The following is a 10,328-nucleotide window of genomic DNA, read 5'->3' on the forward strand; positions in this document are numbered from 1 at the left end:
TTGAAGATAAAGGATACGCTCGAGTGTCTGATATTGCTGATGCATTGGCGGTTCACCCCTCATCTGTAACGAAGATGGTTCAAAAGCTAGACAAAGATGAGTACTTAATTTATGAAAAATATCGAGGCCTTGTTTTAACAGCTAAGGGGCAGAAGATTGGAAAACGTCTTGTTTATCGCCACGAGCTTTTAGAGCAGCTGCTGCGCATCATTGGCGTAGATGAGAAAAATATTTATGATGACGTAGAAGGAATTGAACATCATTTAAGCTGGAATTCCATTGATCGAATTGGAGATTTGGTTCAATACTTTGAAGAAAATCATAACCGTATTCAAGATCTTCGCAATGTACAAAAACGAAATGAAGAAGAACAAAAATTATAAGAAAAAAGCAGCGGCCAATAGCGTCACTGCTTTTTTTCTTTTTATCATAACTTGTTGCTGAGTCGACTACAAATGTAGAGTGGGTAGTTTGGAGGAGAGGCTGTGTACGTCGACGGAGTGTTTTCAGGTGGCGGTATTAAAGGGCTTGCACTGATTGGCGCGTTACAAGCTCTAGAAGAAAAAGGCTTGATCTTTCGGCGGTTAGCCGGAACGAGTGCGGGTTCCATTATTTGTGCATTTGTAGCAGCCGGTTATACAAGTGAAGAAATTGTTGAAATGATGAATGAAATTGAGTTATCGTCTTTTTTAGATCAAAGAATGTCTTTTTTACCATCAAGCTTGACAAAGTGGCTGTTTTTATATTGGAAAATGGGATTATATAAAGGAGAAAGGCTTGAAAAGTGGATTGCTGAAAAATTGCGGAGCAGAGGAATTCGTACATTTGCTGATTTGCCTGATCAGTCGCTGCGTATTATTGCTTCAGATTTGACCAACAGTACGATGCTTGTTCTTCCAGATGATTTGCCTAAATATCAAATCGACCCGAATCGCTTTTCTGTAGCAAGAGCCGTTCGAATGAGCTGCAGCATTCCATATTTTTTTGAGCCGGTTAAATTAAAATCTACCCCAAGCAGTTTAATAGTCGACGGGGGCGTGTTAAGCAACTTTCCAATTTTTCTGTTTGATGATGATAAAAGTCTTAAGAAACGACCGGTAATTGGGGTGAAGCTGAGCCCGAAGGACGAAGAAAGGGAACGGAATAAAATTAAGAATGCCGTTGGTTTATTCAGTGCGCTTTTTGAGACGATGAAAGATGCGCACGATGCAAGACATATTTCAAAACGTCACGAAAAAAATATTATCTTTTTACCTGTTAATCAAGTTTTTGCGACAGAATTTACCCTCACAGAAGAACGGAAGGAAGAGCTGATTGCGTTTGGCAAAAAGCGTACAAGGGCATTTTTGAAAAAATGGTGCTATTAAAAAAACAAGGAGGTTTTTCTCCTTGTTTTTTTAAAAGAATGCTCTATTTTTCTTTTTTCCTTTTTTACCTTCGATGACGGTCAAGTGTGAGTTGTTTTTCTTTTTCTTTAGCGGTTTCGTTGATTTGGATACCGGGCGCTTATTTGAGCTTCGGTACGTATGCATATCAACTTTGTTGCTTCCTCGCTCTTTTTCTTTTTGACGCAGTTTTGATTGTTTTACTGCGCGCACATAGCCTCTATCTTGACCTTTTGTCTGAGAAGGGCGGAGAATAAACCGATAAACTAAGTAAAACAAAATGATAAACAGAAAAATATAACCTGCTTGACGTAATAAAACAGCTGGATCTGTAATCAACGTAAATGCAAAGCCAATGACTCCTAACCCGATTAGACCATATACAAGTGGTTTCACGAATGGACGTCTCATTTTGTTCACCTCCTAAAATAGTAAAAAAAGAAAGCAAAACGGTGTGGATTAGACAACTTGTTCGTCAGTGGTAGAAGAAAGTTCATTTTCAACGCGTAAAAGTTCTTTAAATGAAGCAATCGCAACTTCAACTTGATCATCTTTTGGTTCTTTGGTTGTTAAAAGCTGAAGCCATAAACCGGGATAACCTAAAAAGCGAAGAAGAGGGACATGACGAACTTTATTGGTTAACTGTAGCACTTCAAATGATAAACCAAGGACAACTGGGATTAATGCAAGGCGATCCACAATTCGTAACCAAAGAGGATCCGTTGGAACGAGTAGGTAGACAAACATTCCTACAACTACGGTAAAGAGGATAAAGCTACTTCCGCAGCGATAATGAAGTCGAGATTGTGCTTGCACGGCTTCTACCGTAAGTTCAGCATTGTTTTCATATGCATTAATGACCTTGTGTTCTGCTCCATGATATTGAAACACCCGTTTAATAAGTGGCGTTTGTGAAATCACATAAATATAGCCAAGGAGCAATAATAGTTTAAATACTCCTTCAATAAAAACCTGAGCTACACTTGAAGTGAAAACAGGACGTGTCAATTGTGCTAAAAACACAGGAATCAATGTAAATAGTACTTTCCCGAAAAGAAAGGATATTACACCAATAGTTGCAACGCCAAATATTAAAGATAGTTTTGATTCTTTTTTCTCTTTTTGTTGTTCTTCTGCTACTTGAGCATCATCTTCTGGGTTCACGTCATAGCGTTCAGAGGAAAAGTTCAAGTGCTGCGTACCGTTTGCACTGGCTTCAACAATAGCAGCAATTCCTCGTAAAAAAGGAATTTTTTTAAAAGCAGTGAGTACGGAATTTGATTTTCTTTTTGAATGAAAATAATCAATAGATTGATCTTTGCGACGAATAGCCGTCACCATCATACGTTTGCCACCGAACATGACGCCTTCTATAACGGCTTGACCACCATACGCAGGTTTTTGCAATTTAGACATTTCAGGCACCAACCTAACTTAACTAGACTAGACTTCTTAGTATTTTATATTCTACAGCAAAATCAAATAAACCTCTAGGCGGATGCATGTTATCTAGTTTAGCCAATATTTTTCATCTCCACACCCTTGTTATGAATTTTTTTCCTTTCACTTATAAAATTTGTTTATGAAACTCTGTGCGAAGTAGTTTAAAAATGTCTCTTTGATATCAGGCTCCCTTCTTGCGTATAGGAAGAGTAATAAACGTAAAAACTTAGAAATGAGTCAGTAGGAAATGAGAAAAAAGTTCATACTACATCAAGAGGTGATTAATATGTCAGAACCTAAAGAACAGCATGAAAAAAAACAGGATAACCACCCTACGCATAAACAGGAAATGTCTTTTTTATTTAAAGCCATCTTTATTTCCTTTTTTGGAGGGATTTTCTGGAGCTTTATTGGCTATTTAAATTATCTGTTCAGCTTTAGTGTTATCAATCCAAATATGCTTTTAGATCCATGGGCATTAGGTGATTGGAAGGATAAAGGAATAGGTGTTATCGTCAGTATTTTTCTTATAGGGGTATTATCTATTGTTGTCGGGTTGTTATACTACGTCCTATTAAAGAAGTTTAAAACAATTTGGATAGGTTTTGCTTACGGCTTATTATGGTGGGCAATTGTATTCGTTGTTTTGAATCCGCTCTTTCCCAACTTAAAAACAATTGGAGAGCTTCCAGCTAACACGATTATTTCATCCCTCTGTATTTATATTTTATATGGTGTATTCATCGGATATTCCATTTCTTTTGAAGCTGCAGAGCTTCAAACAAAAGATGAATCTACAGATTTTCAAACGGCGAATAAGTAGTGTGAATGTTCCAACGTATGCTAATATATTCTATATAATGATTTAAAAAGAAAAATAAAGTGCAAATTCACATGAGTGAGCTGCATAAAGGGTTCGTAGTAGGGGAGAGTGTTGAATTAAGATGAATAAGATTTTAGTAATAAACGGTCCTAATTTAAATCGTTTAGGCGTACGCGAACCAGCGGTATATGGGACAGATAATCTTCAAAATCTTGAAGAGAAACTTCAGCGAGCAGGCAGAGACCATGGGATAGAAGTTGAGTGCGTACAGTCTAATCACGAAGGTGTAATTATCGACTGGATTCATGAAGCGGATGAGAAATTTGATGGGATTATGATTAATCCTGGTGCTTTTACTCACTACAGTTATGCCATTCGAGATGCGATTGCTAGTATATCTGTTCCTGTTATTGAAGTGCATATTTCGAACGTACATAAGCGTGAAGAGTTTCGCCACCATTCGGTGACGGCACCTGTTACACATGGTCAAATTGTCGGGTTAGGTTTATATGGATATGAGCTTGCCCTGCAGGCACTTTTACAATTAAGGGGGAAATAAAATGAAAATCGAAAAACTACGCGAACAGTTTTCAAAGTTGAATGTGGACGGTGTTGTAATTACAAGTGAATATAACAGGCGCTATATGACCAATTTCACAGGATCTGCTGGTGTCGTTATTATTTCTGAAGACAAAGCGGCATTTGTAACAGATTTTCGTTATGTTGAACAAGCAACTAGTCAAACAGAAGGTTTTGATATCGTTCAGCACAAGGGTCCTATTGTAGAAGAAGTAGCGAATGTAGTGAAACAATTTGGAATTAAAAAGCTTGGTTTTGAACAGAATTATGTTACATATGGACAGCATCAATTATTTGATAAGCATATCGGCGCGGAACTTGTTCCAATCTCGCACGCAATCGAAAACTTACGCTTGATAAAGAGTGACTCAGAGATTAAGATATTAAAGGAAGCTGCAAAAATAGCAGATGCAGCATATGAACATATTTTAACCTTTGTTCGTCCTGGTTTAACAGAGCTTCAAGTATCTAATGAATTGGAGTTCTTTATGAGAAAACAAGGCGCAACATCTTCATCTTTTGATACAATTGTTGCTTCAGGGCATCGCGGGGCTTTACCCCATGGTGTTGCTTCTGACAAAGTCATTGAAAAAGGCGAACTTGTAACGCTTGATTTTGGCGCATACTATAATGGTTACTGTTCAGATATCACACGAACATTTGCCGTCGGTGAAGTAAGTGATAAGCTAAAAGAAATTTATAATGTCGTACTGCAAGCGCAGCTTAACGGAATGAGCGGCATCAAAGCAGGTATGACGGGTAAAGAAGCAGATGCGCTAACGCGTGATTATATTACAGAACATGGATACGGCCAGTATTTTGGACATTCGACCGGTCACGGCGTAGGGTTAGAAGTACATGAAGGCCCATCACTTTCTGTGAAATCTACAGATGTACTGCAGCCAGGTATGATTGTAACCGTTGAACCAGGTATTTACATACCAGACTTAGGGGGCGTTCGTATTGAAGATGATACGATCGTCACAGCAGAAGGTAATGAGGCATTATCGCACTCATCAAAAGAGTTCATTATTTTATAAAATGTAGGAGGATTTCTTCATGATTTCAGTAAATGATTTTCGTACAGGTTTGACAGTAGAAGTAGACGGAGGTATTTGGCGTGTAATGGATTTCCAACACGTAAAGCCTGGTAAAGGCGCTGCATTCGTTCGCTCAAAACTACGTAACCTTCGTACAGGAGCTGTGCAAGAAAAAACGTTCCGTGCAGGTGAAAAAGTAGGGAAAGCCCAAATTGATAACCGTAAAATGCAATATCTATATGCAAGCGGCGATCAGCACGTATTCATGGACAACCAGTCTTATGAGCAATTAGAGCTTCCGGCAAGTGCAATTGAATATGAGCTAAAATTCTTAAAAGAGAATATGGAAGTAGCAATTATGATGTACCAAGGTGAGACATTAGGTGTTGAACTTCCAAACACAGTTGAGCTTAAAGTAACAGAAACTGAACCTGGTATTAAAGGTGACACAGCTTCTGGCGGTACAAAACCGGCAACTGTAGAAACTGGCTTAACAGTAAACGTTCCGTTCTTCGTAAACGAAGGCGACGTATTAATTATCAACACAACAGACAGCAGCTACGTATCACGCGCGTAATTGGATCGTGTAAGCAAGCTGCAAACATACAAAAAAGGCAGAGAATCATTCTCTGCCTTTTTTGTATGTTTTTTTGTGCTAACTCTTCCTTATTTTGCATAGGTTGTACTAAACAACGCAGAGGTATAGGAGGGGCTTATGAAGCAGTGGTTGGATCATTTAAACGGTACGGTATTAACGATGGCGTGCCTTCGATTTATTTCTTCATTTATTGAGTTTATTGCCGCTATTTTAATTGTCACAAACAATGATGTGAAAAAGGCGTTAATGATTAATGGAATGTTAGCGCTTGTTGGTCCGATTGTAATGGTGAGTTCTTTTACCATAGGTTTAGTGTCCGTAGCCGATCAATTATCTTTTGGGAAATTAATCATGATTGTAGTAGGAGTGCTCTTTATTTTAATCGGTGTTTTTAAATAAAAGGTAGGCATAAAATGGTCAAGCTTATAATACATTGAAGTGAGTTCAAATATGAGGGGATGAATATGTTAAACGAAATACTTGCAATCTTTCCGCCTAATTTAAAAAAGACTGTTGAATTTTATGTCACAAACCATTCTCATGTACTAGAAGAAATTCGAGTGCGCATAGGAAGACCTGTCGAATTTACAATCAACAATCAGCCATATTTCGAATCGTATCTTCCAAGTGCAGAAGATGCTTTATTTATCTTAAATAAATTAAGCCAGTTTTCGATTTATATGATTGAAGAAGAATTGAAAAAAGGATATGTCACCATTGAAGGCGGGCACCGGGTTGGGCTAGCGGGAAAAGTTGTAACAGAAAATGGACAGGTTCGTGTGATTCGAGATGTATCATCCTTTAATATCCGGATTGCTAAACAAAAGATTGGTATTTCGAATCAGCTTATTCCTTTTTTATACAATCGCTATTGGCAAAGTACGGTCATTATAGGACCTCCTCAAACAGGAAAAACAACCATGATTCGCGATTTAGCCAGAGTAATAAGTACTGGCATAGAGCGCTCTAAGATTCCTCCGTTTAAAGTGGGAATTGTAGATGAACGATCAGAAATTGCTGGGGCTGTTAAAGGGGTTCCTCAGCATACATTCGGATTTAGAATGGATTTATTAGATAGCTGTCCGAAAGCTGAAGGCATGATGATGATGATTCGCTCCATGAGCCCCGATGTGCTGATCGTGGATGAAGTGGGAAGTGAAGAAGATTGTAAGGCCGTACTTGAAGCGGTTAATGCTGGCGTTCGTGTCATTATGACTGTTCATGGCTATGACATTGACGATTTAATGAAGCGTCCCACTTTGCAAGCTTTAATGAAACTTCATGTATTCAAAAGGTATGTTGTGCTATCGAACAGCCGAGGTCCTGGAACACTTCAGGCTATCTACGATGAGCACTATAATTTCATGAAAACGTCCGCTGAAAAGTCGCTTATTGAAAATAGTAAAGGGTGATGGTGTATGAAACTGTTTGGTGCCATCTTTATCTTATTTGCTTCCACTTACACAGGATTTGAGTTTGCAAAGCAGCTTAGTGCAAGACCTAGGCAGCTCAGGCAATTAAAAACGGCTCTGAGGTCGTTAGAAGCAGAAATTATGTACAGCAATCGGCCTCTTCAAGAAGTTGCTCATTTGTTATCTCTACAGCTTCCTAATCCTTTGGCTTCTTTATTTAATGAGTTTTCAATGAAATTAAAAGAAGGTACTGAAAGTGTCAAGGAAGCTTGGGAAAAGACGTTGGACCAATTTTGGAAACAAACCGCACTTAAAACGGGAGAACTAGAAATCTTAAAACAATTTGGTGAAACGCTTGGTCAGCATGATCGTTATTCGCAGCAAAAGYATATCTTACTGACGCTGAATCATCTTGAACGCGAAGAACAAGATGCAGTTGATAAGCAGAATCGCTATGAAAAAATGGTTAAAAGTTTAGGCTTTCTATCTGGATTGCTACTGGTCATTCTATTGATGTAGCGATAGAGGAGGATTGAATGTGGGAATTGATATGAACACCATTTTTCAGATTGCTGGGATTGGTATCGTCGTAGCTTTTTTAGTCACCGTACTCGAACAGATGGGAAAAAAAGATTACGCGAACTGGGTTACCCTCATCGGTTTTATTTATATTTTATTTATGGTTGCTTCGATTGTAGAGGACTTATTTCAAAAAATCAAATCGGTTTTTTTATTTCAAGGGTAGAGGGGTGAGTTGCCATTGAAATGCTTCAAATTGTGGGCTTAGGGTTAGTAGCTACGTTTTTGGCTCTTATTTTAAAAGAACATAAATCACCTATTGCTTTTTTACTTGTTGTATTCGTGGGATCCGTGATCTTTCTTTTTTTAATTGATCAAATCTACGAAATTATTAAGATGGTCGAGCGGCTGTCGATTAATGCCCACGTTAACATGATTTATGTGGAAACTATTTTGAAAATTATTGGTATCGCCTATATCGCCGAATTTGGTGCTCAAATTACGAAAGATGCAGGGCAAGGTGCCATTGCTTCTAAAATTGAATTAGGTGGAAAAGTGCTGATTCTCTCCATGGCAATTCCTATTTTAACGGTCATTATTGAAACGATTATTTCAATGCTGCCCAATTAATTTTACTTAATATGAGGTGACGAAATGAAGCGGTGGACGTTTAAAGTTAATATACTCGCTCTTCTTTTGTTCCTCTTTTTTTTCTTTCCAGAAAATGTACAAGCTTCCGAACCCCCGAAGCAGCAAGAACTTGTCAATGAACAAATTGATAAGCTCGGTATCGATGAAGTCAAACAGTTTTGGGACGATATTATTACCCAATACGGCGGCTTTTTACCGGAGAGTCAGAAGGGAAGTTTAGTCGATTTTTTAAAAGGAGAAAAAGAGTTCTCTCTTAAAGAATGGCTAGGAGGTCTTGTAAAGTTTTTATTTCATGAAGTATTAGCGAATGGAAAACTCCTCGGTACACTCATTATGCTAACGGTTTTTAGCGTGTTTTTACAAACACTCCAAAGTGCGTTTAATCAGCAAACCGTAAGTAAAGTAGCGTATGCGCTTGTATATATGGTTTTGATTATCATTGCTCTTAATAGTTTTCAAATTGCTATCTCTTATGCAACGGGAGCGATTGAGACCATGACCAAATTCATTTTAGCTCTGGTGCCGCTGCTGCTTGCCTTAATGGCATCATCAGGAGGAGTTGTATCGGCAGCCTTTTTTCATCCGATGATTTTGTTTTTAATGAACACAAGCGGTTTGCTTATTCAATACGTAGTGATGCCGCTGCTTTTTCTTTCAGCACTGCTTAGCATTGTGAGTACGATTTCAGATGAACATAAGGTTACACAGCTTGCTCAGCTGTTGAGAAATATAAGCATTGGCGTGCTCGGAATATTCCTAACTGTTTTTTTAGGAGTGCTGTCCGTTCAAGGGGCTACCTCAGCTGTTGCCGACGGTATTACAATTCGAACGGCAAAGTTTGTCACAGGGAACTTTATACCTGTTGTAGGGCGTGTGTTCACAGATGCGGCTGATACAGTCATCAGTGCCTCGCTTCTATTAAAGAATTCAGTAGGGATTGCTGGAGTAGCAGTCTTACTGTTAATCGTCGCGTTTCCGGCTATTAAAGTGTTAACGCTTGCTTTTATCTATAAGCTAGCAGCAGCTCTTCTTCAACCCATTGGAGGAGGACCGGTTATTTCCTGCTTGAGCATTATCAGTAAAAGCGTCATCTATATTTTTGCGGCGCTTGCGGTTGTCTCGCTTATGTTTTTCTTATGTTTAACGGTCATCATTACAGCGAGCAACGTCACAATGATGGTGAGGTGAAGAAATTGCAGGCCTTAACGACGTGGATTACTAATATCGTTCTTTTTATCTTATTAGCTACCATTATTAATTTACTATTGCCCAATTCTAGTTTTCAAAAATATACAAAGCTGGTGGTTGGACTTCTTTTAATGCTGATTATTATTACACCCGTTTTTCAAATTTTCAAAGTGGATGTTAATCAAATGCTGAAATCACTTAGCTTATCATCTATTCGATCCGATCAGCAGGTAGAAAATTCACTAGAAAATCAGAAAAAAGAAATACAAGCTTCACAACGTGCATATATTTTAGAACAAATGGCTGTCCAAATGGAGGCAGATGTAAAAGAGGAGTTGATGGATCAGTATGGTGTAGCAATTGATCGAATTCACATTGAAACAAAAAAGCCGAACGACGAACCTACCGCTGATAATATTAAATCCATTTCAGTTGCCGTAAGTAAAAAAGCATCGGATGATTCCGAGGTTGTTTCAGCTGTGAAAGTTATTTCTATTGATACCTCCACACCGATCGAAACAAACAAACCAACAGAATCCAAGAAATTATCCAACTATTTAGCAGCAAAATGGGATGTAAAACAAGGCCAAGTTGTTGTGAATATGGAGGAGGGAGACACGAAATGAGTCAAAAGCCAGAAAAAGGTGACCCATCATTYTTTCAGCGGTTCTTTTCACTTAAACAGTCATC

Annotated in this window: 15 protein-coding genes; 13 read left to right on the forward strand and 2 right to left on the reverse strand. The window is 38.4% G+C overall.

What is annotated here, in order from left to right:
• Positions 1-383, forward strand: a 383-nt coding sequence (mntR, locus tag AC1DRF_RS10750) for a transcriptional regulator MntR (protein ID WP_477740720.1), incomplete at its 5' end; no start/stop codon positions are given.
• Between the two features lie 102 nt (positions 384-485).
• Positions 486-1,367: a patatin-like phospholipase family protein gene (locus AC1DRF_RS10755; protein WP_016765549.1), complete on the forward strand. Its 882-nt coding sequence runs from the start codon at positions 486-488 to the stop codon at positions 1,365-1,367.
• A 30-nt stretch (positions 1,368-1,397) separates the two neighbouring features.
• On the opposite strand, the gene AC1DRF_RS10760 is transcribed toward AC1DRF_RS10755, so the two are convergent.
• Together AC1DRF_RS10760 and AC1DRF_RS10765 are read right to left on the reverse strand one after the other, a co-directional pair.
• Positions 1,398-1,796 carry an SA1362 family protein gene (locus AC1DRF_RS10760; protein ID WP_013059160.1) on the reverse strand — a complete coding sequence of 133 codons (399 nt, stop codon included), beginning with the start codon at positions 1,794-1,796 and terminating at the stop codon, positions 1,398-1,400.
• Between the two features lie 48 nt (positions 1,797-1,844).
• Positions 1,845-2,801 carry a DUF1385 domain-containing protein gene (locus AC1DRF_RS10765; RefSeq protein ID WP_230933587.1) on the reverse strand — a complete coding sequence of 319 codons (957 nt, stop codon included), beginning with the start codon at positions 2,799-2,801 and terminating at the stop codon, positions 1,845-1,847.
• 313 nt (positions 2,802-3,114) lie between these two features.
• On the opposite strand from AC1DRF_RS10765, the gene AC1DRF_RS10770 reads away from it, so the two are divergent.
• From AC1DRF_RS10770 to spoIIIAF, 11 genes are all read left to right on the forward strand, one after another.
• Entirely contained in the window at positions 3,115-3,651 is a 537-nt protein-coding gene (locus AC1DRF_RS10770) for a YqhR family membrane protein (RefSeq protein WP_016765547.1), read from the forward strand.
• A 121-nt stretch (positions 3,652-3,772) separates the two neighbouring features.
• Positions 3,773-4,210, forward strand: a complete 438-nt coding sequence (gene aroQ / locus AC1DRF_RS10775; RefSeq protein ID WP_034648945.1) for a type II 3-dehydroquinate dehydratase — start codon at positions 3,773-3,775, stop codon at positions 4,208-4,210.
• A gap of 1 nt (position 4,211) precedes the next feature.
• Positions 4,212-5,270 carry a M24 family metallopeptidase gene (locus AC1DRF_RS10780; RefSeq protein ID WP_016765546.1) on the forward strand — a complete coding sequence of 353 codons (1,059 nt, stop codon included), beginning with the start codon at positions 4,212-4,214 and terminating at the stop codon, positions 5,268-5,270.
• Between the two features lie 19 nt (positions 5,271-5,289).
• Positions 5,290-5,847, forward strand: coding sequence for an elongation factor P (gene efp / locus AC1DRF_RS10785; RefSeq protein ID WP_013059155.1), 558 nt, complete (start codon positions 5,290-5,292; stop codon positions 5,845-5,847).
• 138 nt (positions 5,848-5,985) lie between these two features.
• Entirely contained in the window at positions 5,986-6,267 is a 282-nt protein-coding gene (locus AC1DRF_RS10790) for a YqhV family protein (RefSeq protein WP_013059154.1), read from the forward strand.
• 65 nt (positions 6,268-6,332) lie between these two features.
• Positions 6,333-7,280, forward strand: coding sequence for a stage III sporulation protein AA (spoIIIAA, locus tag AC1DRF_RS10795; RefSeq protein ID WP_377572730.1), 948 nt, complete (start codon positions 6,333-6,335; stop codon positions 7,278-7,280).
• Positions 7,281-7,286: 6 nt separating this feature from the next.
• Entirely contained in the window at positions 7,287-7,799 is a 513-nt protein-coding gene (gene spoIIIAB, locus AC1DRF_RS10800; protein ID WP_477740721.1) for a stage III sporulation protein SpoIIIAB, read from the forward strand.
• A 19-nt stretch (positions 7,800-7,818) separates the two neighbouring features.
• Positions 7,819-8,025 (forward strand): stage III sporulation protein AC, encoded by a 207-nt coding sequence (spoIIIAC, locus tag AC1DRF_RS10805; protein ID WP_013059151.1) that lies wholly within the window; start codon positions 7,819-7,821, stop codon positions 8,023-8,025.
• A 20-nt stretch (positions 8,026-8,045) separates the two neighbouring features.
• Positions 8,046-8,429, forward strand: a complete 384-nt coding sequence (gene spoIIIAD, locus AC1DRF_RS10810) for a stage III sporulation protein AD (protein ID WP_013059150.1) — start codon at positions 8,046-8,048, stop codon at positions 8,427-8,429.
• A 24-nt stretch (positions 8,430-8,453) separates the two neighbouring features.
• Complete coding sequence (spoIIIAE, locus tag AC1DRF_RS10815) at positions 8,454-9,638, forward strand: stage III sporulation protein AE (protein ID WP_013059149.1); 1,185 nt, start codon at positions 8,454-8,456, stop codon at positions 9,636-9,638.
• A 5-nt stretch (positions 9,639-9,643) separates the two neighbouring features.
• Positions 9,644-10,264, forward strand: coding sequence for a stage III sporulation protein AF (gene spoIIIAF / locus AC1DRF_RS10820; RefSeq protein WP_427075385.1), 621 nt, complete (start codon positions 9,644-9,646; stop codon positions 10,262-10,264).
• Positions 10,265-10,328 lie beyond the last annotated feature (64 nt).

Source organism: Priestia sp. P5_B4, from assembly GCF_056400385.1.

What these genes read in the sequence shown, in the direction of transcription:
- aroQ (WP_034648945.1), top strand. Translation starts at nt 3,773, where the DNA reads ATGAATAAGATTTTAGTAATAAACGGTCCTAATTTAAATCGTTTAGGC.
- AC1DRF_RS10770 (WP_016765547.1), top strand. Translation starts at nt 3,115, where the DNA reads ATGTCAGAACCTAAAGAACAGCATGAAAAAAAACAGGATAACCACCCT.
- AC1DRF_RS10780 (WP_016765546.1), top strand. Translation starts at nt 4,212, where the DNA reads ATGAAAATCGAAAAACTACGCGAACAGTTTTCAAAGTTGAATGTGGAC.
- spoIIIAA (WP_377572730.1), top strand. Translation starts at nt 6,333, where the DNA reads ATGTTAAACGAAATACTTGCAATCTTTCCGCCTAATTTAAAAAAGACT.
- AC1DRF_RS10760 (WP_013059160.1), bottom strand. Translation starts at nt 1,796, where the DNA reads ATGAGACGTCCATTCGTGAAACCACTTGTATATGGTCTAATCGGGTTA.
- spoIIIAD (WP_013059150.1), top strand. Translation starts at nt 8,046, where the DNA reads ATGCTTCAAATTGTGGGCTTAGGGTTAGTAGCTACGTTTTTGGCTCTT.
- spoIIIAE (WP_013059149.1), top strand. Translation starts at nt 8,454, where the DNA reads ATGAAGCGGTGGACGTTTAAAGTTAATATACTCGCTCTTCTTTTGTTC.
- AC1DRF_RS10765 (WP_230933587.1), bottom strand. Translation starts at nt 2,801, where the DNA reads ATGTCTAAATTGCAAAAACCTGCGTATGGTGGTCAAGCCGTTATAGAA.
- AC1DRF_RS10790 (WP_013059154.1), top strand. Translation starts at nt 5,986, where the DNA reads ATGAAGCAGTGGTTGGATCATTTAAACGGTACGGTATTAACGATGGCG.
- efp (WP_013059155.1), top strand. Translation starts at nt 5,290, where the DNA reads ATGATTTCAGTAAATGATTTTCGTACAGGTTTGACAGTAGAAGTAGAC.